The sequence below is a fragment of the Kitasatospora sp. NPDC028961 genome (assembly GCF_055564815.1).
In genome coordinates this window covers 336,197-358,944 of record NZ_JBVHVO010000002.1, presented here as the reverse complement: position 1 = coordinate 358,944, position 22,748 = coordinate 336,197, and the positions used below count along the sequence as shown (strand labels likewise).

Annotated in this window: 30 protein-coding genes; 13 read left to right on the top strand and 17 right to left on the bottom strand. The window is 74.5% G+C overall.

All coding sequences use genetic code 11. The annotated features are described in order from the left end of the window. Positions 1-11: 11 nt before the first annotated feature. Positions 12-1,112 (top strand): hypothetical protein, encoded by a 1,101-nt coding sequence (locus ACZ4UX_RS05780; protein WP_465705732.1) that lies wholly within the window; start codon positions 12-14, stop codon positions 1,110-1,112. 23 nt (positions 1,113-1,135) lie between these two features. On the opposite strand, the gene ACZ4UX_RS05775 is transcribed toward ACZ4UX_RS05780, so the two are convergent. From ACZ4UX_RS05775 to ACZ4UX_RS05750, 6 genes are all read right to left on the bottom strand, one after another. Next, positions 1,136-1,474 (bottom strand): N-acetyltransferase, encoded by a 339-nt coding sequence (locus ACZ4UX_RS05775; protein ID WP_465705731.1) that lies wholly within the window; start codon positions 1,472-1,474, stop codon positions 1,136-1,138. After that, positions 1,417-1,695 (bottom strand): hypothetical protein, encoded by a 279-nt coding sequence (locus ACZ4UX_RS05770; RefSeq protein WP_465705730.1) that lies wholly within the window; start codon positions 1,693-1,695, stop codon positions 1,417-1,419. The genes ACZ4UX_RS05775 and ACZ4UX_RS05770 overlap by 58 nt, the downstream gene beginning before the upstream one ends. A 189-nt stretch (positions 1,696-1,884) precedes the next feature. Continuing rightward, on the bottom strand, positions 1,885-2,784 hold the full coding sequence (locus ACZ4UX_RS05765; protein WP_465705729.1) for a Gfo/Idh/MocA family protein: 900 nt from the start codon (positions 2,782-2,784) through the stop codon (positions 1,885-1,887). A gap of 49 nt (positions 2,785-2,833) precedes the next feature. After that, the gene (locus ACZ4UX_RS05760) at positions 2,834-3,502 is read right to left on the bottom strand and encodes an O-methyltransferase (RefSeq protein WP_329486057.1); all 669 of its coding nucleotides are present in this window, start codon (positions 3,500-3,502) and stop codon (positions 2,834-2,836) included. Positions 3,503-3,596: 94 nt separating this feature from the next. Continuing rightward, entirely contained in the window at positions 3,597-4,265 is a 669-nt protein-coding gene (locus ACZ4UX_RS05755) for a DedA family protein (protein ID WP_465705728.1), read from the bottom strand. A 426-nt stretch (positions 4,266-4,691) separates the two neighbouring features. Continuing rightward, on the bottom strand, positions 4,692-5,141 hold the full coding sequence (locus tag ACZ4UX_RS05750; RefSeq protein ID WP_465705727.1) for a hypothetical protein: 450 nt from the start codon (positions 5,139-5,141) through the stop codon (positions 4,692-4,694). A gap of 261 nt (positions 5,142-5,402) precedes the next feature. On the opposite strand from ACZ4UX_RS05750, the gene ACZ4UX_RS05745 reads away from it, so the two are divergent. Together ACZ4UX_RS05745 and ACZ4UX_RS05740 are read left to right on the top strand one after the other, a co-directional pair. Further along, a complete protein-coding gene (locus ACZ4UX_RS05745) occupies positions 5,403-6,095 on the top strand; it encodes a helix-turn-helix domain-containing protein (RefSeq protein WP_465705726.1) in 693 nt (230 codons plus the stop codon). A 133-nt stretch (positions 6,096-6,228) separates the two neighbouring features. After that, positions 6,229-6,453, top strand: coding sequence for a hypothetical protein (locus tag ACZ4UX_RS05740; RefSeq protein WP_465705725.1), 225 nt, complete (start codon positions 6,229-6,231; stop codon positions 6,451-6,453). Between the two features lie 194 nt (positions 6,454-6,647). Here ACZ4UX_RS05740 and ACZ4UX_RS05735 read toward each other — a convergent pair whose 3' ends face one another. Beyond that, positions 6,648-7,220: a hypothetical protein gene (locus ACZ4UX_RS05735; RefSeq protein WP_465705724.1), complete on the bottom strand. Its 573-nt coding sequence runs from the start codon at positions 7,218-7,220 to the stop codon at positions 6,648-6,650. Positions 7,221-7,373: 153 nt separating this feature from the next. On the opposite strand from ACZ4UX_RS05735, the gene ACZ4UX_RS05730 reads away from it, so the two are divergent. Both ACZ4UX_RS05730 and ACZ4UX_RS05725 read left to right on the top strand, forming a co-directional pair. Further along, positions 7,374-8,420 (top strand): sensor histidine kinase, encoded by a 1,047-nt coding sequence (locus tag ACZ4UX_RS05730; protein WP_465705723.1) that lies wholly within the window; start codon positions 7,374-7,376, stop codon positions 8,418-8,420. Next, a complete protein-coding gene (locus ACZ4UX_RS05725) occupies positions 8,417-9,064 on the top strand; it encodes a response regulator transcription factor (protein ID WP_352292981.1) in 648 nt (215 codons plus the stop codon). The genes ACZ4UX_RS05730 and ACZ4UX_RS05725 overlap by 4 nt, the downstream gene beginning before the upstream one ends. Positions 9,065-9,135: 71 nt before the next feature. Here ACZ4UX_RS05725 and ACZ4UX_RS05720 read toward each other — a convergent pair whose 3' ends face one another. The 8 genes from ACZ4UX_RS05720 to ACZ4UX_RS05685 all read right to left on the bottom strand — a co-directional run bounded on the left by ACZ4UX_RS05720 (position 9,136) and on the right by ACZ4UX_RS05685 (position 13,200). Then, positions 9,136-9,600, bottom strand: a complete 465-nt coding sequence (locus tag ACZ4UX_RS05720; RefSeq protein ID WP_465705722.1) for a gas vesicle protein K — start codon at positions 9,598-9,600, stop codon at positions 9,136-9,138. Next, the gene (locus ACZ4UX_RS05715; protein WP_352292977.1) at positions 9,597-9,848 is read right to left on the bottom strand and encodes a gas vesicle protein; all 252 of its coding nucleotides are present in this window, start codon (positions 9,846-9,848) and stop codon (positions 9,597-9,599) included. Before ACZ4UX_RS05715 ends, ACZ4UX_RS05720 begins: the two co-directional genes overlap by 4 nt. Further along, entirely contained in the window at positions 9,845-10,654 is an 810-nt protein-coding gene (locus ACZ4UX_RS05710) for a GvpL/GvpF family gas vesicle protein (protein WP_465705721.1), read from the bottom strand. The genes ACZ4UX_RS05715 and ACZ4UX_RS05710 overlap by 4 nt, the downstream gene beginning before the upstream one ends. Next, positions 10,654-11,118, bottom strand: a complete 465-nt coding sequence (locus ACZ4UX_RS05705; protein WP_465705720.1) for a gas vesicle protein — start codon at positions 11,116-11,118, stop codon at positions 10,654-10,656. The genes ACZ4UX_RS05710 and ACZ4UX_RS05705 overlap by 1 nt, the downstream gene beginning before the upstream one ends. Positions 11,119-11,170: 52 nt before the next feature. Beyond that, positions 11,171-11,419 carry a gas vesicle protein GvpG gene (locus tag ACZ4UX_RS05700; protein WP_465705719.1) on the bottom strand — a complete coding sequence of 83 codons (249 nt, stop codon included), beginning with the start codon at positions 11,417-11,419 and terminating at the stop codon, positions 11,171-11,173. A gap of 58 nt (positions 11,420-11,477) precedes the next feature. Further along, complete coding sequence (locus ACZ4UX_RS05695) at positions 11,478-12,191, bottom strand: GvpL/GvpF family gas vesicle protein (RefSeq protein WP_465705718.1); 714 nt, start codon at positions 12,189-12,191, stop codon at positions 11,478-11,480. Between the two features lie 3 nt (positions 12,192-12,194). Then, entirely contained in the window at positions 12,195-12,644 is a 450-nt protein-coding gene (locus ACZ4UX_RS05690) for a gas vesicle structural protein GvpA (RefSeq protein WP_329486070.1), read from the bottom strand. A 178-nt stretch (positions 12,645-12,822) separates the two neighbouring features. Next, positions 12,823-13,200, bottom strand: a complete 378-nt coding sequence (locus ACZ4UX_RS05685; RefSeq protein ID WP_329486072.1) for a gas vesicle protein GvpO — start codon at positions 13,198-13,200, stop codon at positions 12,823-12,825. Between the two features lie 208 nt (positions 13,201-13,408). Here ACZ4UX_RS05685 and ACZ4UX_RS05680 point away from each other — a divergent pair, with 208 nt between their 5' ends. The 4 genes from ACZ4UX_RS05680 to ACZ4UX_RS05665 all read left to right on the top strand — a co-directional run bounded on the left by ACZ4UX_RS05680 (position 13,409) and on the right by ACZ4UX_RS05665 (position 16,281). After that, positions 13,409-14,437 carry a histone protein gene (locus tag ACZ4UX_RS05680; protein ID WP_465705717.1) on the top strand — a complete coding sequence of 343 codons (1,029 nt, stop codon included), beginning with the start codon at positions 13,409-13,411 and terminating at the stop codon, positions 14,435-14,437. Next, the gene (locus ACZ4UX_RS05675; RefSeq protein ID WP_465705716.1) at positions 14,434-15,567 is read left to right on the top strand and encodes an SRPBCC family protein; all 1,134 of its coding nucleotides are present in this window, start codon (positions 14,434-14,436) and stop codon (positions 15,565-15,567) included. The genes ACZ4UX_RS05680 and ACZ4UX_RS05675 overlap by 4 nt, the downstream gene beginning before the upstream one ends. A 157-nt stretch (positions 15,568-15,724) precedes the next feature. Beyond that, positions 15,725-16,051, top strand: coding sequence for a hypothetical protein (locus tag ACZ4UX_RS05670; RefSeq protein WP_465705715.1), 327 nt, complete (start codon positions 15,725-15,727; stop codon positions 16,049-16,051). A gap of 5 nt (positions 16,052-16,056) precedes the next feature. Then, complete coding sequence (locus tag ACZ4UX_RS05665; protein WP_329486077.1) at positions 16,057-16,281, top strand: DUF6296 family protein; 225 nt, start codon at positions 16,057-16,059, stop codon at positions 16,279-16,281. Positions 16,282-16,504: 223 nt separating this feature from the next. Here the strand turns inward: ACZ4UX_RS05665 and ACZ4UX_RS05660 are convergent, their stop codons facing one another. After that, complete coding sequence (locus ACZ4UX_RS05660; protein WP_465705714.1) at positions 16,505-16,933, bottom strand: SsgA family sporulation/cell division regulator; 429 nt, start codon at positions 16,931-16,933, stop codon at positions 16,505-16,507. A 411-nt stretch (positions 16,934-17,344) separates the two neighbouring features. Here ACZ4UX_RS05660 and ACZ4UX_RS05655 point away from each other — a divergent pair, with 411 nt between their 5' ends. From ACZ4UX_RS05655 to ACZ4UX_RS05645, 3 genes are all read left to right on the top strand, one after another. Beyond that, on the top strand, positions 17,345-17,992 hold the full coding sequence (locus ACZ4UX_RS05655; RefSeq protein ID WP_380383370.1) for an RNA polymerase sigma factor: 648 nt from the start codon (positions 17,345-17,347) through the stop codon (positions 17,990-17,992). Beyond that, a complete protein-coding gene (locus ACZ4UX_RS05650; RefSeq protein ID WP_465705713.1) occupies positions 17,989-19,113 on the top strand; it encodes a CU044_5270 family protein in 1,125 nt (374 codons plus the stop codon). The genes ACZ4UX_RS05655 and ACZ4UX_RS05650 overlap by 4 nt, the downstream gene beginning before the upstream one ends. Before the next feature lie 223 nt (positions 19,114-19,336). After that, positions 19,337-20,695, top strand: a complete 1,359-nt coding sequence (locus ACZ4UX_RS05645) for a helix-turn-helix transcriptional regulator (protein ID WP_465705712.1) — start codon at positions 19,337-19,339, stop codon at positions 20,693-20,695. Between the two features lie 5 nt (positions 20,696-20,700). Here the strand turns inward: ACZ4UX_RS05645 and ACZ4UX_RS05640 are convergent, their stop codons facing one another. After that, the gene (locus tag ACZ4UX_RS05640) at positions 20,701-20,910 is read right to left on the bottom strand and encodes a hypothetical protein (protein WP_465705711.1); all 210 of its coding nucleotides are present in this window, start codon (positions 20,908-20,910) and stop codon (positions 20,701-20,703) included. Between the two features lie 439 nt (positions 20,911-21,349). On the opposite strand from ACZ4UX_RS05640, the gene ACZ4UX_RS05635 reads away from it, so the two are divergent. Beyond that, on the top strand, positions 21,350-22,654 hold the full coding sequence (locus tag ACZ4UX_RS05635; protein WP_465705710.1) for a sensor histidine kinase: 1,305 nt from the start codon (positions 21,350-21,352) through the stop codon (positions 22,652-22,654). The last annotated feature ends 94 nt before the right edge of the window (positions 22,655-22,748 follow it).

Sequence of the window (22,748 nt, the reverse complement as noted above, 5' to 3'; positions counted from 1 at the left end):
ACAATGGCGCCATGAGGTTGATCCACACCCTGGCCGGCGCGCTGATCCTGGTGCTCACCGTCGCGAGCATCCTGCGCACCCTGGTCGTGCCGCGCGGCCTGTACTCCTCCCTGGTGCACCGGCTCTGGCGGGGCCTGCGGGCGCTGCTGCGGCTGTCCGCCACGCCCTTCGGCGGCTACCGCGCCCAGGACCGGGCGCAGACCTGGCTGGCGCCGCTGGTCCTGCTGGGCATGCTCGGGGTGTGGCTCGGCAGCATGCTGCTCGCGTACACCCTGCTGCTGCACGGCACCTCGCGGCTGAACTGGGCGGTCTCCTTCCGGGAGGCCGGCTCCAGCCTCTTCACCCTCGGCTTCGCCAGCGGGGACCGGCTCCACCTCTCGGTCATCGACTTCATGGCCGCCGCCAGCGGCCCGCTGGTGATCGCCCTGCAGATCGCCTACCTGCCGACCCTGTACGGCGCCTACAACCGCCGCGAGGTGGAGGTGACGCTCCTCAAGTCCCGGGCCGGCGAACCCGCCTGGGGCCCGGAGCTGCTGGCCCGGCAGTCCCTCGTGGACACCGAGACCGCGCTCCCCCAGCTCTACCGCGACTGGGAGCGGCTCGCCGCCGACATCGGCGAGAGCCACTCCAACTACCCCGTGCTGCTGTCGTTCCGCTCCCCGCAGCCGAACCGCAGCTGGGTGGTGGGCCTGATCGCCGTCATGGACGCCGCCGCGATCCACCTGGCGATCAACCCGCGCTCGGCGCCGCCCGAGGCCCGCCTGGTCCTGCGGGCCGGCTTCACCGCACTGCGCGACGTCGGCAGCTCGCTGCGCGTCGCCTTCGACCCGGACCCGGCGCCGGACAGCCCGATCCGCCTCAGCTTCACCGAGTTCGACGCGGCGGTGGCGATGATCACCGCCGCCGGCTTCCCCCGCGAACGCTCCGCCGCCGACGCCTGGCCGCACTTCCACGGCTGGCGCGTCAACTACGAGGCCCTGGCCTACGAACTGGCCCGCCGCAGCGACGCCGTGCCCGCCCTGTGGACCGGCCCGCGCGACTTCACCGCCCCGCCCATCCCCCCGGCCCGCCCCGCCGACCGCCGACCGGAGGCACCGCCCCAGGGCTGGTAGGCCGGCGGCCACCCGGCCGGGCGTCAGTTCCCGGGTGCGCCGCCGTCGGGCAGCCGGCACGCCCGGGCCATCGCCACCAACGGCGGCGCCTCGGCGGTGGGCGGGACCTCGTTGACGACCTGGTAGCCCCACGCCTCGTACAGGGCGAGCACCTTGCCGCCCCCGGCCGCCGGGTTGACCATCAGCATGACGCGCCCCTCGCCACGGCCGCCCGCGAGCCCCTCGTGGATCCGGCGCGCAGCACCGGTGCCGCGCCAGCGTGCGCGCACCCCCAGCTCCCTGAGCGCGAAGGTCGGCGCGGCCGTCAGCTCCGGAGGTGTCGCCCTGGCCAGCCGGGCCCACCAGCGGTCGCCGGACTCCACGGTGTTGCCGTACGCGTACCCGACCGGCTCGGTGCCGTCGTACCCGAGGACGGCCTCGAACCCCGCTGCCCGCTGTGCAGCTCCAGGCGCTCGACGAAGGCCGCGACGGCGTAGTTCGGCAGGTGCAGCAACGGCGCCCGCACCTCCGTGTACAGCGCGACCAGCGCCCGGCGCAGGGCCGCCGTCAGTTCCCGGTGGTGGCGCAGCACCGTCTCCGTCATGGGGCAGCCCTCTCCGGCTCGCGAACGTCCTGCTCCCACGGTTCCGCACGAACACCGCCCGCCGCCAGAGGGGGTTCGGCACGCCGCCGAACCAGGCCGAGCACGTCGGCCGCGCTCCGGGACCGGGTAGCGCGGCCCCGGCCGTGGGGCGGCGGTCGCGTCGGACGGCCGCCGCACGGGCGCGGCGCGTCAGACGTCGACCGGGGCGGCGGTGGCCAGCGAGCGCTCGGCGGCGGAGAGGATCTCGACCACCCGCAGGCCGAAGGCCGCGCCGCAGGGGTGGGGCTCGCCGGTGCGGGCGGAGTCGCGCAGGGCGTCCAGGGCGCGGTGGAGCGCGGCCAGCGGGCCCTCGCCGCGCTCGGGGAGGTGGACGACGCCCGACTCGCCGCGCAGCTCCATGCCCGTGCCGCCGGCCGCGAGCGGGGCGGTCAGGCTGAGCGCGAGGGTGCTGGACGCGCCGCCGGCGTGCAGCAGCACGAGGTGGACGGTGTCCCGGGGGCCGGCGACCGCGGTCACCCGGACCGCGTCGCCCAGCACCGGGAGCAGCACCGAGAGCGCGTGCGGGCCGACGTCCCAGAGCGCGCCCTTCTCCTGCCGCCAGGGCGAGGCCGCGTACGGGCTGGTGCTGTCGGGTGCGAAGACCGAACCGAGCCAGTCCGAGCGGCCGGTGAACCAGCCGCCGGTGGCGGCCTGCTTCTCGATCCACGGCAGCTGCTCGCCGCCGAAGCGGACGGTGAAGAAGACCACCGTGGCGACGCCGTGCGCCTCGGTGGCCTGGACGACCCGCCGGGCGTCCGGGACGGTCAGCGCGACCGGCTTGTCCAGCAGCAGGTGGCAGCCGGCCTCGGCGGCGCGCACCGCGAGGTCCGCCTGGACGGTCGGCGGCAGCGCGATGGAGACGGCGTCCACCTCGGCGAGCAGCCGGTCGAGGTCCTGGTGGCCGGGCACGCCGTGCGCCTCGCCGAGCGCGGCGGCCGCCTCGGGCCGGCGGCCCCAGACGCCCGCGAACTCGAAGTCGGGGTGCTCCGCCAGTACGGGCGCGTGCACCCGCTCCGCCCAGGGGCCGGTCCCCAGCAGTCCGATCCGCATGCTCTCTCTTCTCCCTCGCTCGTCCCTGCCCGGCGCCGTCGCGCGCTGCTCAGCGCTGGACGCGGGCCAGGGTGAAACCGTCGTAGCCCTTGCTGCCGACCGTCTGTACGGAGGTCGCGGACACCCGCGGCTCGGCGGCGATCAGGTCGTGCAGCCGGCGGATCGCGACCACCGCCGGGTCGTCGCTGTCCGGGTCGGCGACGGCGCCGCGGCGCACCACGTTGTCGACCACGATCAGCGAGCCCGGGGCGGTGAGCTCCAGCGCCCGGGCGAAGTACTCGGGGTTGCTCTGCTTGTCCGCGTCGATGAAGACCAGGTCGAACGGCTCGGCGCCGTCCGCCACCAGCGCGGCCAGCGAGTCGGCGGCGCGGCCGAGCCGGACCTCGGCGACCTTCTCCAGTCCCGCCCGCGCGAGGTTCGCCCGGGCGACCTCGGCGTGCGCCGGGTCGATCTCCAGGGTGATCAGGGTGCCGTCGGCGGGCAGGGCCCGGGCCAGCCAGATCGCGCTGTAGCCGCCGAGCGTGCCGACCTCCAGGATGCGCCGCGCGCCCTGGGTGAGGGCCAGCAGGTGCAGCAGCTTGCCCTGGTTGGGCGCCACCGCGATGGGCGGCAACCCCGCGGCTTCGGCGGCGGCCGTCGCGGCCTCCAGCACCGGGTCGTGCCCGACCAGCCGCTCGGAGAAGTAGGCATCCACCGCGTCCCACGTCTGCTCTGCCACAACGCCCTCCACCTGCTGCTTTACATGCCACCGCCGGGGTAGCCCGATGCTACCCCGGCGGGAAGACAGCTCTGCTGGAACGCTCCGGTGACGATCAGTCCACCGCGGGAGCGCTCACCGCGGGCTCGGCGGCGGCCGCCGCCTCCTCGGCCTCGCGGACCCGGGCGGCCTTGCCGGCCCGGCGCTTCATCAGCCAGGCCGAGAGGGCGCCGCCGGCCGCGGCCAGCAGCAGACCCACCCAGGAGAAGCGCGACAGCCACTGCTCGGCGACCTTGCCGACCTGGTACACCAGCAGGGTGGTGCCGCCGGCCCAGACCACGCCGCCCAGCACGTTGGCGATCAGGAACTTCCAGTACGGCATCTTCAGCGCGCCCGCGAGCGGGCCGGCGAAGATCCGCAGCAGCGCGATGAAACGGCCGAAGAAGACCGCCCACATGCCCCACTTCTGGAACGAGCGCTCGGCACTGGCCAGGTGGTCCGGCCCGAAGTGCTTGGGGAACTTCCGTCCGAGCTTCTCGAACAGCGGCTTGCCGCCCTTGCGCCCGATCGAGTAGCCGATCGAGTCGCCGATGATCGCCCCGAGGATCGCGCAGACCGCGACCCAGACCGGGCTGACCACACCGCGGGCGGACAGCAGGGCCGCCGACACCAGGGCGATCTCGCCGGGCAGCGGGATGCCCAGGGACTCCAGCCCGATGATCAGCGCGACCAGGGCGTACACCGCACCCGGTGGGACGCTCTCGATCCAGGCGTCGATGTGCAAGGCCGTACCTCCGTGGCAGGACGAGATCCGTTCGTGGGACGGGCCGTGCCCGGTCCGGTGGTCTCGACGACGATCCGATGGCGGCACCAGGCCGCTCCCCGAAAGATGCAGCCTAACGTGCCGGGCGGCCTGTCCCCCCGGCCGATCACCCCCGATTACGACGTACGACACACCTCCGTGGTTCCGGGTGGCGGCACCCGGCGTCGGGAAGCGGGGCCGGGCCCGCGCGCGCTCCCGGTCCGGCCGGGTCCAGGTCCCGCCGGGGAGGAAGGCCGAAGGGGGGACCGGCCGGTCCCCCCTTGCCTCCGTCCGCACCCGTCCGTCCGTGAGGGAGCGGACGCCGCCCCGGTTCGCTGCCGAGCCGCGTCCCGGTCACCTCGACGCGCCCGGCGCCGCCGCTCCTCTCGAACGGGCAGAAGAACGGGATCAGAAACAGGTCGCCGGGGACTCGGCCCAGCCGGAGGTGTAGCCGCCGTTCGTGTACCACATGCGGGTGTAGTAGCAGTACCCCGGCGTCCCACCCTGGAAGATGTCGCCGCGGTAGAAGCCGTTGCCGGGGCCGACCACCCCCGCGTTGAGCACCGCGCCGAAGCTCGTGGGCTCGCCGGCCTGCCACGAGGGCTTCCAGCCGACCTGGAGGTAGATCCGAATGTCGGTCTGCGGGGTGTTCACGTAGCCGAAGCCGTCCGACCCGTTGAAGGAGTAGTTGCACGGGTTGAGCTGGACCCCGCTCGGGAACGCGCCGGGCGCCGTGTACCCCCGGCAGCCCCCGCCCGTGGCGGCGCTCGCGGTACCGGACGCGACCAGCGGCAGCAGGGCGCCTGCCGTGATGGCGATGGCGACTCCCGCCCGGGCCTTACGACTGGTCTTCCTCATGGTCATTCCCCTCCCCTGGCCGGTGCTGCGCGCCACCGGCCGCTCCGTCGACTGCCCAGCCCCGCCTTCCGGGGCACGGCCGAGGCGATGCTGCCACCACGTCGGGCCTGCTCCCAGGGCGTCCGGCCCACCCTGGACGGACCTGGACGGGCCCGGACGCCCCCGGACGGACCGGGCCGGGGCGGGACGGGTCTGTCCACTCGCTCGGGGACGGAGTATCGTGACTCAGCGTCGAGTCGACGATCACGGGGGGCGATCACGTTGACGCAGGCAGAACAGGCCTGCCCGGCACGAGCGGCGGATCCGGCGGCGCTCCGTACCCCGACGGAGTTCGTCCACGGGCTGCGGCTCCTCAGGATCGAGGCCGGCGGCCCCTCCTTCCGGGAACTCGCCCGGGCGACCGCGATACCGCGCAGCACGCTCGCCGCACTCTTCGACACCCGCCGGACCCGGCTGCCCCCGCTGGAACGCTGTCTGACCGTCCTGCGCGCACTCGGCACGACCGGGCCGCAGGCGACCGAGTGGGCCGCCGCGTGGAAGCGGCTCCGGAGCGCCGAACTCCAGGACCGGGACGACGCGAGCACCCCGCTCCCCGCCCCGGCGCCCTCCAGCACGGTGCCCTCCACGACTGCGCCCTCCAGCACGGCGGCCGCGCCCGCCGAGCCGACCGGCGCCGGCAGGCCCACCCGGTCCTACAGCCGCTGGCACCTGCTCGTCGCCTTCGCCGTCGGCGTCGCCTTCACCCTCCTGGGCTTCCTGACCCTGCACCAGCTGTCCCGCCCGGTCACCCTGCTGCTCCCCGCCACCACCTCGGGCCCGCCGGCCCCGGCCCTCACCTGCCCGGGCAGCCCGGCCGCCCCGCGTCCGACCGCCGACTCCGCACCGCCGCACCGCCCACCGCACCGCGCCACGGCGCAGACGGTGTCACGGACCGCCCGCTGCGCCCCACCGTGACGGGCGACCGGCACCGCCGGAGCCGGTGCCCCGGGGGTCGGTGCCCCGGGGGTCGGTGTCGGAGCGCGGGCGGCGTCCGGGGTCAGACGCGGTACGCGGCGACGTAGCGGGCGGGGTCCCGGTGGAGGTCGCCGTGCCAGCGTCGCAGGCACCGGTCGGCGAACGTGCTGCCGGTCTCGACGAGATCGTCCAGCGGGTCGAGGCAGGCGGGGACGTGCGGAGGCTCTACGCCGCCGGCGACGCGGGCGCACAGGCCGACCCGGGCGAGGCGGAGGAGCTCGGCGGCGAGGGGTCGGACGGGGTTGCCACCGAGCCGGGTGGACAGGCCCAGGGCGGGAGCGTGGCGAGTGCGGCGTGATGGTCCTGCGGGGTGTAGTGGCCGAGCAACTCCCGGGCGGCGGCTCGGGATTCGGGTGATACGTCGGACCGGTCCACCGGGCGGGAACGGCGGGACTCCCGCCCGGCCTCGACGAGGCATCGTTCGTATGCCACCCAGCGGCACCCATCCGGCGACCGCCCGGTGGCGCCGGGCCGGCCCCCGCCTGCGACGGATCAGCGCGCGCCGGCCCTGGAACGGCGGTGGTAGTCCACGGTGACGATCGCGAGCAACGGGCCCCAGAGCAGCAGCGGGGCGTAGCAGAGGGTCATGGCCAGACCGGCCAGGCCGTGGGGGGCCTCCGGGTTGCCCATGGCGTTCGGGCCGTACCACCCGCCGAAGCCGGCGGCGAAGGTGAGCGCGGTGACCGCCACCGCCCCCAGTCCGGCGGGGACCACGGCGGCCCATGGACGCACCCGGCGGCCGCCGATCAGCGGCAGCCAGCGGGGGGTGACCCGGCCCCAGGGGCGGACCAGGCCCAGGGAGAGGAAGGCCAGCGTCTCGGCGAGCGCGCTCAGGGCGAGCACGTAGAGGGTGCCCCAGCCCGGCATGTGAGCCGTCATCTGCCGTTCCATCGCCCCGGAGAATCCGACCGGGATGCCGACGCCCAGGGCGACCCGCCAGAGCCCGGACGGGACGGCGGTCAGCGCCGCGAGCTTGGCCACCCGGACCGCCCACGGTGCGGCGGGCCGGTACCGGAGCGGGGTGGCGACGGCACTGGTGGTGGGGGTGACCGCGGTGTCCAGCATCGGAGTTCCTCTCGTCGTTCGGTGTGCCTCCAGCCTGGCGGCGGGGCCGGTACCGGCGGCAGATGCCGATCGGGAGGTCCGCGGGCGCCCCGGTGCCCCGGCATGTGCCGTTCGGCACGGGTGGCGGCGCCGCCCGGTGCATAGGCTGGGCGCATGATCGGGGAATGGGGGAGCATCGTGCCGGTGCTCGCGGTTGCGGCCGCAGTGCGGATCGGGCGGCCACGGCCGACGGCGGCGGCGGGGGTGGTCTCGCTCGCGCTGACCGCCGTCGGAGCGGCGCTGGGCGGCTTCGGCGAGGACGGCCCGGCGGGGCCGGTCGGGGTGGCCGAACTGATCGGGCTGCTGGTCCTGGTGACGATGACGGTGCGCACCGGCCGGGGCCGGGTGGCCGTCGGGGTCCTGGCGGCGGCGCTGCTCTGCTGGCCGCTGCGCTATGCCGCGCCGGTCGAGGGCTGGCAGCAGGTCGGACTCCTCGGCTTCGGCGCGGTCGGGGCCCTGGGGGCGGCGCTGGTCGGCTTCTACCTCTGGTCGCTGGACGGCCTCCGGCGCCGCGAGGTGGCGGCCGCGCGCCGGGCCGAACAGCTGGAACTCGCCCACGACCTGCACGACTTCGTGGCCCACGACGTCAGCGGGATGGTCGCGCTGGCCCAGGCCGGCGGCTTCCTGGCGGAGCCGCACCCCGACCTGGCCGAGGTGTTCCGGCGGATCGAGCAGTCCGGCCAGCAGGCGCTCTCGTCGCTGGACCGGACGGTCGCCCTGCTGCGCACCCCGGACGAGGACGCCGCCGGCCGCCGGGCCCCGCAGCCCGGCCTGGCCGAACTCCCGGCGCTGGCCGAACGGTTCACCGCCTCCGGGGCCGCCGAGGTCCGGCTCGACCTGCCGGAGCGGCCGGTCGGCCGGGAGGCCGGGGCCACCGTCCACCGGATCGTGGTCGAGGCGCTGACCAATGTCCGGCGGCACGCCCCCGCCGCCCGATCGGTCACCGTGTCCGTCCGCCGACTCGACGGGCAGCGGCTGGAGTTGACCGTCGCCGACGACGGCGGAGCGGTGGAGAGCCCGCCCCGGCACCGGGGCGGGCACGGCCTGAGCGCCCTGGCCGCCCGGGTCGAGGCGCTCGGCGGTACGCTCGACGCCGGGCGCGCCGGGCAGGGCTGGCTGGTCACCGCCACGTTTCCGCTGCCGGCCGAAGGGGCCTCATGAGCATCCGCGTCCTCCTGGCCGACGACCACGACGACATCCGCGCGGCCTACCGGATGATCCTGGACGCCCAGCCCGACCTCACCGTGGTGGCGGAGGCCGCCGACGGCCTCGCCGCGTTCGAACAGGCCCGCCTGCTCCGCCCCGACGTGGTGCTGGCGGACATCCGGATGCCGAAGCTGGACGGCCTGGAACTGACCCGGCGGCTGGCCGGGCCCGAGGTGGCCGACCCGCTGCGGGTGGTCGTGGTGACCACCTTCGACCTGGACGAGTACGTGCACGCCGCGCTCCGGCACGGCGCGGCCGGCTTCCTGCTCAAGCGGTCCAGCCCCGCCCTGCTGGTCGAGGCGGTCCGGGCGGCGGTGGCCGGTGACACCCTGATCAGCCCGCAGGTCACCGTCCGGCTGCTGCGTCAACTGGCCGCCCCCGCCCCGGCGTCGCCGCAGGCGGAGCCCGCCGAGCCGCTGACCCCGCGGGAGACCGAGATCGCCGGGCTGGTCTCGGGCGGGGCGACCAACGCGGAGATCGCCGAGCAGTTGTTCATCTCGGCCGGCACGGTCAAGAACCACCTGGCGAACATCCAGCGCAAGCTCGGCGTGCGGAACCGGGTCGGCATCGCCGCCTCGGTCTGGGGCGACCGCCGATAGCGGGAGGGCCGGTGACAGCGGGCGACCGCCGAAAGCGGGACGGCCGGTGCTGCCGGTGCTGCCGGGGCCGCCTACGGGGGCGGCAGGAGGCTTCCCAGCGGGCCGAGGTCGAGGTTCAGGTCGGCGCGGTTCAGGCCGTAGCGGGCGCAGAGGTCGTCCATCCTGTCGTGAAGCGCCATCAGGGTCGCACCGAGTCGCTCCTCCTGCTCCTCGCTGAGGTCCCCGGCGTCGACCCGGCGCAGCGCCTGGCGCTCCATGAGCTGCCGCAGGAGTTCGACCAGGGTGAGCACGAGCTGGACCAGGTCCCGTTCGACGTTCTCGGGGTCGGTGCCGTCGGTGTTGATCCTGCGGGCCGGGTGGGGCTGCCGGTCCCGCCCCCGACGGCCGTCCTCGGGGGACGCGGGCAGCAGGCGGAACGCGCGATCGGCGGCCGCGGCGACCTCCGCGTAGCGACGGTCCCGGCCATCGCGGTCGGCGCGGCCGGTGTCACCGGCGCGGTCGGCACCGCCGGCGCGGTCGGCGTCCGAGGGGCTCACGGCGCATCACCGCCGAGCCGCCTGCCGTCCTGCCACGGAGAGAGCTCCGGGCCGCTGATCGAGACGATCAGGGCCCGCAGCGAGATGCGCACGAGGTCGACGTCGGCGACGGACAGCACGATGTCGCCGGTGAGGACGACACCTCCGCCCAGCAGCCGGTCCAGGAGGTCGACGAGGGCGATCCGGCGGTCCGGCAGCGGCTCCTGCCCGCCGTACCGGTCGCCCGGCCCGGGCTGCTGACCGTTCATACCGGCCGTTCACCACCCGTCGGCTCGTCCTGGGGCAGGACGGCGAAGGAGTAGGGCGCCCAGGGGCCGGTGACCTCGACGCGGACCCCGTTCAGCCCCTGCCCCGCCCGCAGGACGTCCTCGCGGAACACCCCGGCCCGCTCCACGGGCACCAGGTAGGCGTCGTTGAGCACGTTCTCGCCCTGCTCCCCCACCGGCTCCCCGCTGTGGACGCGGTGGTGCGCCCGGGCCACCGCCAGTCGGGCCGCGGCGGCCTCCACCCGGGCCGCCGCCTGTTCCGCGGCGCGGTAGCGCTCCGCGTGCCGGTCGCGCACGGCCCTCCGGGCGTGCAGGTAGGCCCGGCCCGGCCCGACGTCCGCGGGCGGCGGACCCTCGGGCACCGGGTCCGGTGCCGGAGCCTCGACATAGATCTTCACGCCCCATTCGACCTGCGCCGCGAGGCGGTCGAGCGCCGCCGTGAACTCGTCCTGCCGGGCGTCGAGGGCGCTGCGCACGCCGTCGTCGTCGAAGTACACCGTCGCGAGGCGCAGCGGGAGGACGGTGGTGACCGCGGCGAGCGCGGCGACCACGGCGTGGTGGGCCCGGGCCGCGGTTTCGAGCCACTGGAGGTCCTCCAGGTGCTCGGCGAGGGCGTCCTGCCGGAAGTCCTCGGCGGGGACGCGGCTGACGGCCGCCGCGAGCCCGGGGTCGTCGGCGTGCAGGAGCAGCACCGGGGCGCCGGCGATCCCGTGCGCGTCGGCGGCGGCGGGCCCGAGGGCTTCGGTGCTCCTGGCGATGGCGTAGGCGTAGACGACGGTGCCGGCCATCACTCCTCCCGGGTGCGTCGCGTGCGGGGCGCCGGGGCGGCGCGCTTCGCGCGTGCGGGGCGGCGGACGGGGGGCTCCTCGGCGGCCGGCGGCAGGCCCGGCTCCGCCCGCAGCCGGGCGAGTTCGCCGCGCAGGCGCTCGTTCTCGGCCTCCAGTTCCCGTGCCGGCTCCCGGTCGGCGGCCGGCAGGTGGTCGCCCCGGGCGCGCGAGGAGAGCGAGGGATCGTGCTCCCACCAGTCGATGCCCATCTCCTTGGCCTTGTCCACCGAGGCGACCAGCAGGCGCAGTTTGATGGTGAGCAGTTCGATGTCGAGCAGGTTGATCTGGATGTCACCGGCGATGACGATGCCCTTGTCGAGGACGCGTTCGAGGATGTCGGCGAGGTTGGCGGAGGAGCCCTGGGCGTAGGGCGGCGCGGCTCGGGAGGAGGTGGAGCCGAACCTGTCGGCGATGGGTTGTGTCACGACCGTTCGGCCTTCCTCTCCTGGTTCGGGCCCCTGGCCGGGGCCGGGCAGGTCACGGCTCCCCGCGCTGCCATGCCCTGATCTCGTCCAGCCGGTCGAGGAGTTCGTCCTCCCGCCGGTCGAAGGTCTCCTCGTCGATGTCGCCGGCGAGCAGGGCCTGCTCCAGTTCGGCCAGTTCGCGTTCGACGGGCGCGGGATCGTAGTACTGCTGCTCGGCTGCTTCCTGGATGCGTTCGGCCACCCACACGGCGCCGCGGACGGGCGCCAGCGGCAGGGTGAGGAGCTGCGTGATCAGACCCATGGCTTCCTCGCTTCCTCCGCGTCGTCTTCTCCGCGTCGTCTTCTCCGCGTCCTCGGACTCAGACGAAGCTGTACGCGGGCAACGGACCGTGCAGGCGCAGGTCCACGCTGTCACCGAGTTCGGCGGCGAGGCCCTTCTCGGCCGTCAGGAAGGCGTCCACGGCGTCCCGGGCGACGAGGAAGGAGATGCTCAGGAAGACGTCGCCGGACGGCGGGGAGGATCGTTCGTCGCGCGCGTGGGGTCGCAGCGCCTGGGTGATGCCGGCGGCGAGGGCCTCCTGGCGGGCGCGCACCTCCTGGGAGACGAGTTCGCCGAGCACCACCGGCGCATCGGGGGCGGCGCGCCCGCCGCGGATCTCGTCGTTGAGGCGCCGGGCCTCCGGCGACTCCGCCAGGATCAGGCGCAACAGGCTCTCCTCGTCCTCGGTGGCCTTGAGGTGGAACTCGGCGCACCCGTCGAGTTCGCTCAGCCGGGCCGCGTACTGCTCGGCGTTTTCGGTGAGGGCCGCGCGGACGGCGTCGTCGTCGGGGGCGGTCAGGCCGAAGCGCAGCGGGAGAACCGTGCCGCCGGCCATGAGGCGCTCCTGTACCGCCTGGTGGGCGGCGAGGTCGCGGCGTTTGGCGCGCAGGCCGGGCGGCGCGTCGCTGACGACCGCGGTCAGCCGTCCGCTGTCGACGGTCCGCAGGGCGGCGGGGTCCGCCCCGACTCCCGCGAGGCCGCTCAGGTCGAGCGGATGCGTGCCGGCGACGATGGAGTAGACGTAGACGGCCATGGTTCACTCCTCGCGGTGCCGGGCCGGTCGGCGGGCCGGGCGCTCGCGCTTCTCGGCGGGCTCCTTCTCCTCGTCGCGGCCGCCGCGCACGGCGTCGGTGACGGCCTCGACGGCGCCGGTCAGCGCACCCTTGCTCTTGCCCTTGGCCCCGCCTTCGGTGACCTCGCCGACGATGTCGGTCAGCTGGGCGGGTGCCTTGCGCCCGGACTCCAGGTCCAGACGGTTGCAGGCCTCCGCGAAACGGAGATAGGTGTCCACGCTGGCGACCACGATGCGGGCGTCGATCTTGAGTATCTCGATCCCGACCAGGGAGACCCGGACGAAGACGTCGATGACCAGGCCACGGTCCAGGATGAGTTCGAGGATGTCGTACAGGTTGCCGGACCCGGCGCCGCCGGGCCCCGCACCGCGGGAGGCCACGCCCCCGCCTGCTGACTGCGGTACGACTGTCACGCTGGGCTCCGTTCCCGGTCGCTCGCAGCGATGTGCGGGTGGCCGTTCCTCTCGTGTCGGTCGGGCGTTCCGGCGGCCGCGGTACGGCGGACCGGCCGGGACGGCGTTTCGGGCGCGGGCGAGTCGTCGGGCGACGACGCGTCTTCGGACGACCGCGCGGACTTCGGACGACGCCGAGTCAGAGCCGGTCGATCTGGCCCCGGCTGTACCGTCGCGTGCGCTCGTAGGCGACCAGTTCACCCTCTGCGTCCAGGGTGACCCGGTAGGTGGCCATCACACTGGTGGTGGGAGGAATCCGCTCCAGCTCCAGCACTTCGACGTCCGCCTGCCAGCCGTCCTCGACGGGCTTCACCGCGGAGACCGACTCCGGGGCCCGGCCCAGCAGTTCTTCGAGCTGCCGGGCCGCACACCGGATGGCCTGCGGCGCGGACACCTTGCGTGGCCGCCGCCGTGGGGCCGCCGCGGCCCGCCGGGCCGTAGGAGTACGGGCCGGTGGGCTGTCCTCGTCGGAAGGACGCCGCGTCCTGCGCGCGGGCCCCTCGGGATCTGCGGCCATGACCATCTCCGGGCTGTTGTCCCGGCCGCACGCCTGCCCCGAGCCGGGATCAGGCAAACGCGCGCGCGCCGAATAGGACCATCCCAGCTGGGAACACGCGTCGGGTGGGGCGGGGTGCGGCGACCCGGACCGCGACATGTGCACGAAGTGCTGCCCTCCGCGCGATGCTCCTCGGCCCTCTGGCCATGCCGCCTGAAGGGAAGACCTCATGAACGACACCACCAAGATCGCCCTCGCCGCCGCGGTCGCCGGCGGGTACGTCCTCGGTCGAGCGAAGAAGGGCAGGATGGCCTTCGCCGCGGCCACCTACCTGGCCGGCCGCCGCTTCGGCCTGGACCCGCGTCAGCTGGCGACCGAAGGGCTGCGCAAGCTCGCCGACACCCCTCAGGTGGCGGAGCTCAACGAACAGGTCCGCGGCGAGCTGCTCTCGGCCGGACGCAAGGCGGTCGCCGCCGCTGCCGACCGCCAGCTGGCCAACCTCGCCGACACCCTGCGCGACCGGACCAGGAACATCGGCGCGACGAAGCAGGAACCGCAGGACGAGGACGAGGAGGAGTACGGGCAGGAGGAGGACGAGGAGGAGCCCGAGGAGCCGGCCGACTACGAGGAGGAGGACGCCGAGGAGGACGAGGCGGAGGAGGACGAGGCCGAGGACACGGGGGACGACCAGGACGACCAGGACGACGAGGCCGGGGACGACCGGGACGAAACCGAGGACCGGGAGCCGGAGGACGAACAGGGCGAGGACGAGGAGCCGCCACCGGAGCCCCCGAAGCGCCGACGCAGCGCCCGCAAGGCGGACACGGAGGAGGAGCCCGAGCCCGAGCGGCCCCGGCGCCGTCGCCCGAGCGCGAGCACCGCGCCCCGCTCCCGGAGGCGGCCGCCGAAGGAGACGGACTCCGCCGAACCGGCCGCCGAGAAGCCCGCCCGGAAGAAGCCGGCTTCGGCCACAGCGCGCGAGAGCCGCCCCGCGGCCAAGAGGAGCGCGCCCGCCGGTAAGACGACCGCCGAGAAGACGGCGCCTGCCCGGAAGACGGCACCGGCCAGGAAGGCCGCGGCGAAGAAGACGGCGCCCGCCAAGAAGACGACGACCGCGGCCCGGGCGAAGCCCGCCGGCAAGGCGGCCACGACCGCGAAACGGGCTCCCGCGAAGAAGGCCCCGGCCAAGAAGGCCACCGCCAAGAAGACCGCCGGGACGAAGCCGGCGGCCCGGTCCGGGCGCGGGAGGGCATCATGACCACCACGCAGCGCGGCGCCCCCGACACGGATGACCACTCGGGCCTGGACAGGCTTCGCGAAGAGGTCGTCCACTACCTCGGCGCGCAGGCCGAACACCTCGCCGAGAAGGCCGGGGGCAAGCTCACCGAGGTGACCGACCAGCTCAGCGACGTCGCGGCGAACGGCGGGACCCTCCCCGCGGTCGGCGCCCGCGTCCTCCAGGGCGACTCCCCGGTGAAGGCCTTCGTCGGGGAGAAGGCCAAGGGCCTCAAGGACAACGTCGTCGGCAAGTTCAAGGAAGCCTTCGGCAAGGGCGGGAAGGGCGGCAAGAAGTCCGGCAGCACCAAGGTGATGAACATCGTCGAGGTGCTCGACGTCGGTGTCCCGCTGCGCCTCGCGTACGACCGGTGGACCCAGTACGAGCAGTTCAGCGGGTTCACCAAGGGCGTGCGCAGCGTCAACAAGGGCGATGACGTCAGCAGCGACTGGAAGGTCAAGGTGGGCCCCTCCACCCGCAGCTGGAAGGCGACGGTCCAGGAGCAGGTGCCGGACGAGCGGATCGTCTGGAGTTCGGAGGGCGCCAAGGGCACGACGCACGGCGCCGTCAGCTTCCACGAGCTGACCCCGACCCTGACCAGGATCGTCCTGGTCGTCGAGTACTTCCCCTCGGGGCTCTTCGAGAAGACCGGCAACCTGTGGCGCGCCCAGGGCCGCCGGTTGCGCCTGGACTTCAAGAACTTCCAGCGTTACGTCACTTTCGGTGACGACGAGGTCGACGGCTGGCGCGGGGAGATCCGCGACGGCGAGGTCGTCCGCACCCACGAGGAGGCCATGGAGGACGAGGAGGCGGCCGACCAGGACACCGAGGACGACGAGGACGGCGAGGACACCGAGGTCGACGAGGACAACGAGGACGACGAGGACGACGAGGCGACCGGCCAGGACGCCGAGGACGACGAGGGGTACGACGACGAGGACGAGGAGCCGGAGGACGAGTACGCGGACGACGACTACGCCGAGGACGAGGACGAAGGGGAAGAGGAGGAAGCGGAGGAGGACGAGGGGTACGACGACGAGGACGAGGAGTACGGCGAGGAAGGCGAGTACGAGGACGAGGAGGCTGAAGACGACCGGCCGGCAGGCCGCTGAGACGCTGCCGACCGCGCGGGCACGGCCCCGGTACGGGCCGTCCCCCGGCCGGGCGAACGATCGGTCGCGCTGCCGCGCCGCACCCCGTCCGGCGCGGCAAGGTGGTTCGAGTGCGCGTGCAGAGCGCACAGTCCGCCGAGTCCGCGAGGTGATCCGCATGTCCGAGGACGGGAGAGAGGCGTTCATCGCCGTCCGGCCCCGCCACGTCGTCCAGGCCACCGCGGACCGGCTGGCCCAGCACGCCGATGCCGCCGCCCGGGGAGCGCTGCGGGCCTACCGCTGGGCCCTGGATCCCCACCGGCCCGCGCCGGTCACCGGCCGGGCCGTCGCCCTGCCGCTCGCCGAACTCGACCTCGCTGTGGAGGAGCGCGCCGCCATCGACGCCGCCCGCGACCCCGCACTCCCCGAACCCGACCGCGCCCGGGCCCGCGGCGCGGCCCACGCACTGGGCTGGCTCCTCGGCTTCCGCCCGCTCACGGGGTGACCCCGATGACCATCTCCCCCGGCAGCGCCTACGCCCTGCGCCTGCGCGACGCGGTCGGCACGGTCCGCCCCGCCGTCGTGACGGCGAGCACCCGCACCGGTCCGGCCGGGCACCGCGTCTTCGCCGACAGCGACGGCGCCCTCCAGGTGGAGATCGCCTGCACCGGCGAGCACCGCATCCTGCGGAGCGCGCGAGGGCTGCGCATCATCTCCGCCGCCTGCCTCTCCTGACCACGGGGCCGCCTCCGGGCGCGGCCAGCCGCCTCCGGGCGCGGTCAGGGGCCGGACGACTGCTCCGGCCCCTGGCGGATGAACGGCTCCGACCCGACGGCCGGCTGCCACTGCGCGTCTACCCGCCCGGCGGACATGCACGCCGCCCGTCGGGGTCGGTGCACCGCTCCCGCGACACCTCGTGGAGCGCCCGCCGCGTTCGACCCCGCCGGCGTCCGGCCCGCTACGCCGTGCGCGAGTCCTGGCCGCTCTCCCGGTTGAGGAGGTGGCCGATACAGGCGTCCCAGTCGATGTGCCGGCCCTCGGTGCCCATGGGTACGGCCCGGTAAGTGGAGGCCAGGAAGTCGGCCAGGTCGCGGGTGCTGGCGAGCAGCAGGGCCACGCCACGGCTGTCCCCGTCGGAGATGGCGATCCAGGTGTGCTGCCGGTCGGCCGGTTCGATCCGGACGTCGCCCTCGCCGCAGACGCGCTCCAGCCCGGCGGCCAGCAGGTCACGGCCGAAGGTCCAGGACACGGGTACCGGTTCATCGGGGAAGAAGCAGTGGACGGCGTACGGGTCGTCGCTGCTGTAGGACAGCTCCACGGCTACCGACACGAGCGTGTCCGGGTCGGTCTGCAGGCACATCGTGGTGCGGGTCGGGAACACATCCATCCCTCTGGTCTCCCCAGTTTCGTCACGGCGGGTCTGCCGTCTGCCCCGCCGGAGCAATGTCACGCACCCCCATCCGGGTCGAGTTCGGCCGGACCGGCCGTCGGCGGGGCGGCCGACGGCCACGGCGGTGACGACCGGGCCGCCGGAGCCGGCCGGACCCCTCGGAGTCGGACGCCGCCGGTCCCGTACCGCAAGTCCGGCCCCGACACCCGCTCCGCCCTGGTCAGGGAGCCCGGGGCGTGGTCAGGGCGGCGGGACCGGCCGGTACAGTTCCGGGTGAGGGCCTCGCCCTGACTTCGGGTGCGGTGCGCGAGCCCGGAGGAGAACCGTCACCGCCCGACATCCATCAGAGCATCGCCCCGTGTGAGGCAGGTCACCGGAACCGGGCGCCTGCGGCGGACAAGGCACGGTGTGGACTACTCATCGCACGCCCGGATACGCGCGGGGGACCCCGAAGCGTTCAGGGAACTCTTCCGTGACCATGCCCCGCTGGTCCATCGGCACGCCGTCCGCGTGAGCGGTGACCGGGACCTCGCCGAGGACGTCGTCTCGCTGACCTTCCTGGAAGCCTGGCGGCTGCGGGACCGGCTGCTCGACCACGAGGCCGGCCCGCGCCCGTGGCTCATGGGCATCGCCGTCAACGTGCTGCGCAACACCCGTCGTGCCGCACGCCGCCACCAGGCGGCCCTCGGGCGTCTGCCCGCCCGCGACACCGTCCCGGACTTCGCCGACGAACTCGTCGGACGCCTGGCCGACGCCGACCAACTCGCCGCCGCCCAGCGGGCGCTGGGCAAGCTGCGCCGCGCGGAGCGCGAGGTGTTCACCCTGTGCGTCTGGTCCGGGCTGGGGTACGCCGAGGCCGCCGCCGCCCTCGGGGTCCCGATCGGCACCGTGCGTTCGCGCCTCTCACGCGCCCGCACGCGGCTGCGCAAACTCGCCGGACAGGAACTGACGAAGAACCGGGAACCGCTTCCGCGCCCCGGACAAGTACAGGGCGGCCGCACCCACGCGGCCCGGTCGTACGAGTCGCACGAGTCGCACGAGGAGACGTACGGATGACCCGCAAGTTCTGGAAGCGGACCGAGCCCCTGACCCGCACGGAGTCGGACCACACGGAGCCGGACCACGCGGAGCTCGCCCGGCTGCTGCCGGCCCCGTCGGCCCCTGCGATGCCGCTCGACCGTCAGCTGCTTTTCGAGGAGCACCTGTTGAACGAGATCCGCACCCCTGCCCCCACACCCGCCCCCACGGCCACGAAGCGGCCGGTCCGGCGCGCCCTGCTGATCGCCCTCCCCGTCACCGCCGCCGCGCTCACCGCCGTCCTCGCCCTCGGCGCGCTGACCAACGGCGTCGGCGAACCGCGTACGGGAGCGGCCTCGGTCGAGGCGCCCGTCGTGCCGGTCGAGGAGGGCAGCGCCCTCCAACTCGTCTCGACCGTCCAGCAGATCGCCGCCGCCGTGAGCACGCAGCGGACCCCGGAGCCGAAGCCCGGCCAGTACATCTACGTCAAGAGCAAGGTCTCCTTCCTGTCCTCCTCGCACAACGGCGACACCGGCGAGTCCAGGACCTGGGTGCAGCCGCTGCACCAGCGCGAGGTCTGGCGGACCCCCGACGCGCTCAAGGGCTGGCTCGACGAGCCCGGCTACCAGGCCGAGGGCGGCATCACCCTGGACAGCGACGGCCCCCACTCCAAGCCCGTGAACGGCCAGGACATCCCCGGCGAGCCGCTCCGCCACTCGTACGACTGGCTCAAGGCCCAGCCGACCGACCCGGACGCGCTGCTGAAGGTGATCTACACGACCGTCAGCGGTCCGCGGGACCGGGACCAGCAGGCGTTCGAGACGATCAGGGCGATCGTCAACGAGCAGCTCGTGCCCGCCCAGAGCGCCGCCGCGCTCTACCGGGCCGCCGCGAAGATCCCCGGCGTGGTCGTCGTCCAGAACTCCCAGGACGCCGTCGGCCGCGCCGGCCTCGCCCTGGCCCGCCTGGACGAGCAGAACGGCGAACGGACCGAGCTCGTCTTCGACCGTACGACCTTCACCTACCTGGGCAGCCGCGGCATCCAGGTCAAGCAGGTCAACGACATCAAGCCCGGCACGGTCACCGAGCGCACCGCCGTCCTGGAGCGGGCCGTCGTCGACGCCCAGAAGGAACGCCCCGCCCCGGGCACGACCGCCTGAGCCGCGCCTCCGGTGCCGGGGCCCGCCCAACGGGGCCCGGCACCCCTGCGCCGCGACCGCACCTCCCAACGCGCCATCCGTCCACCGCCGCACATCGAGCCCTACCGTCGATGAATCACCCGACGACGGGTGCGCCGGCGGTGTGCGTACGCTGGGAACGAGCCTTCACTGTCCGGGGCCCATCGGTCGCCCTGGGCAGCCCCGATCTCCGAGGTCGATCCCCATGGCGCACCCCCTCAGCCGGCTCAGGGCGGCGATGGGCCTGTCCCAGCCCGAGTACGCCGCTCTCGTGGCCCGCACCCATGCCGAACTCGGCCACGGGCAGATGGCCGCTCGTCGGGAGAAGATCTCCCGCTGGGAAGCCGGCCGCATCGCCCCCGAGTACACCGCCCAACTCGCCATCGCGCACCTCCACGGCGTTCCCGCCGGGGAGATCTACCGGCTCGGCTGGCCGCACTGGCTGCTCCTGGCCGACGGTGCCACCACCGCGCCGGACCAGCCGTACACCGACGAGCGCACCGGCAGCGCACCGCCGCAGGGCATGGGCCCGGCGGGGGCCTCGTTCGCGCTGCAGGGACCGGCGCTCGTCAGCCGGCTGAGGCGCGCGCTGTCCCTCCTGCGCGATGCCGAGCACGGCCCCGGCCACGCCGGCCCGCCGCAGCCGCAGCCGCAGCCGCCCACCGAACGTCTGGTCTGGATCGAGGCCCGCACGGCCGCCCTCGAACTGCACGAGAACGGCACCTTCGTCGCGCCGACCGCCCTGTACGCCGCGGCGCACGCGGAGCACCGGCTGGTCGTCCACCTGCTCGCCACCGGCGGCTACGACCGCCCCACCGTTCGGCGCCTGTGCCGGCTCGCCGCCCGCACCGCGACGGTCTGCGCCTGGCTCGCCGGCGCACTCGGTGACGAGACCCGGGCCGAGCGCCACAGCCTGGCCGCCGTCCGTGCGGCTTCCGCCTCGGGGGACGCCGCGTGCGCCGCGGCCGCCATCGCCCGGCTCGCCGACCGCCACATCATCGCCGGGGACGCGGCCGACGTCCTCGTGCTCGTCCGGGCCGCCCGCGTCGCCGAGCCCCACCCGTCACCGGACAGCGCGGCCAGACTCCATCTCAAGGAAGCGATCGCCCGGGCCCGCCTGGGCGAGAACAGTCCGTGCGCGCGGTCGCTGGACCGGGCGGGGACCGTCGTCGGCGCCCCCGCCGACCGGTACCCGTCCGACCCCTCCGCCGCGTTCGACCTGCGCGAGCGGTACCTGCCCGTCGCACGTGCCGTCTCCTGGCTCCACCTCGGCCGAGCAAGCGAGGCCCAGCCCTGCTTCAGCGTGCTGACGCAGTCCCTCGCCGCCGGGCCGACGGCCCCTCCCTCCCCCTTCGCGCCCTTGGCCCTCCTCTACGCGCTGGACGCGCACCTCGCGCTCGGCGAGCTCGACCTCGCCGCGGCCACGACCCACCACGCCGTCGACCTCACCGGGGCCCTCGCCCCCGGCATCGCCGGGCGGTACCGCGAACGGCTGGCCCCGTACCGGCGGCAGCCCGTGATCCGCCGGGCCCTCGACCGCCTGGACCACACCGCACCCCGATAGGCCGGTCAGTGGATCTGGGTCCAGCCGTCGGGTGACATGGTGACGTCGGCGATCCCGCGATAGACCTTCCGCTTCCAGACGGTGCTGCCGCCGCCGTATTCCGGCAGGGCTTCGCGGGCTTCCTGTTCGCTGTCGAAGACGTATGCACGCCCCTTGGCCGTCCGGATCTTCCATTCGGCCATGGGCATTCCGGCGAGACCTGGTCCGATCATCATTTCCGTCTCCTGACCTTTGAGTGATTGATTCCGATGATTTCGCCTTCTCCGACCTGTCGCAGCCCGCCGGAGAAAGAACAAGCCCCACACCGGCGCGTACGACCGGGCCGTCGGCGGTGCCCCCGGCAGGGCGTTCCGGCGGAATGCGACAGGCCACCGAGACCCGAGGCGACATCGGCGAGCCACTTGCTCTTCGTAGCCGAATGCCAGTGAGCCCGGCGACGGACGCAACTCGGCCAGGCACCCCCGAGGCACTTCCAAATCTCTTGAAATGCGGCCTCAAGCCCGGTTACCTTCCTTGCCAGTGCCCCCCTTTTCCCGAGCGACAGCTCGTAGGGCGGGCGCAACGGCCGCCCACCCGGGGGCGGATTTCCTCCCTGGTCATGAAGCGGGTATTTCGAGTGCCGATGTCGGCAGTTCCTCATCGCGGGTGGTGATCGTGCAGAACGAAGACCAGCCGCACGCGAGGCCGGCGTCGGCGCGCCCGGTCCGGGCCGCAGGTGTCGCCGGCCACGGCCGACTCCGGGGTCGGCCGCACTCCCGTGCCGCCGTCGCGCCGAGCCCTGCGGTACGGCGCTGGGCGGGTCGTCTCGCGCTGACGGCGGTCGTGGCCCTGGAGTGCTGGCTCCGGCTGTCCGGTCGCGGCTGGTACGGGCCGGTGCTGACGGCACTGGCGGTCGGTGCCCTCCTGGTGCGTCACCGCTTTCCGGTCGCCGCCTTCGCTCTCACCGTGCCGGCCCTGTTCATCGGCCAGGCCCCGGCCGCGAGTTGCTTCGCCCTGTGCGCTCTCGTACGACACCGGGCGCCGACGTGGGGGGTGTGCGGGGCGAGTGCGGTCGTGATGGCCGGGGCCGCGCTGAGCCCGGACCCCCGACAGTCCTGGATCGGCGCCGGGGCTGCGGGCCCGACGCTCGCCGACATCGCGCGGCACGCCACGTGCGCGGCTCTGTTCGGCGTCGCACCCGTGCTGGTCGGCCTGTTGTACCGCTCGCGCCTGGACCTCGTGGAGCGGATCACCGAGCTGGACCGGTTCCACGCCCGGGAACGCGGGCGGTACGAGCGGCAGGCCGTCGCCCTCGAACGCGACCGGATCAGCCGGGAGATGCACGATGTCGTCGCCCACAAGGCGGGGCTGATCGCCGTCCAGGCCGGAGCGCTCGAAATCACCACCACCGACGAGCACGTACGCGCGACGGCCGCGACCGTACGGGGGCTCGCCGTGGCCACCCTGGAGGAGCTCCGGACGATCCTGCACGTCCTGCGGGCGGCCGGACCACGGGCCGCCGCCCCAAGGCCGCAGCCCCGGCTGGCCGATCTTCGCTCCCTCGTCGCCGAGTCCGGCGTCGAGGCCACGTTGGTCGTCGCACCGGCCTTCGCGGAGCACCAGCCGCCGGGGCCCGTGGTGCACGCCGTCTACCGGACCGTCCAGGAGAGCCTGACCAACGCCCGCAAGCACGCGCCCGGCGCCAGCGTGTCCATCCGCCTCGACCGCGACCGCACGCTCCTGCGCCTCCGCGTCCACAACGGGCCCCCCGACCCGACCACCCGGCCACCGCTCCGCCTGCCCAGCAGCGGCCACGGCCTGACCGGCCTGCGCGAGCGCGCCACGATGCTGCGGGGCGACCTCACCACCGGCCCGGCCGCCGACGGCGGCTTCCAGGTGAGTCTCACCCTCCCCTGGGCTTCCGGGGAGGACTTCCCCTCGCTCGGCGAGGAACACGGTGGGCGGCGCCGACGGGGGTGACGTGGCGGGGCCGGTGGATGGCCGTCCGGACCGGCTGTGGTCCGGCTTTCCGGTCCGGCCTTGCCCGGTGTCGCTGTAACGAGTGGTAGGTACA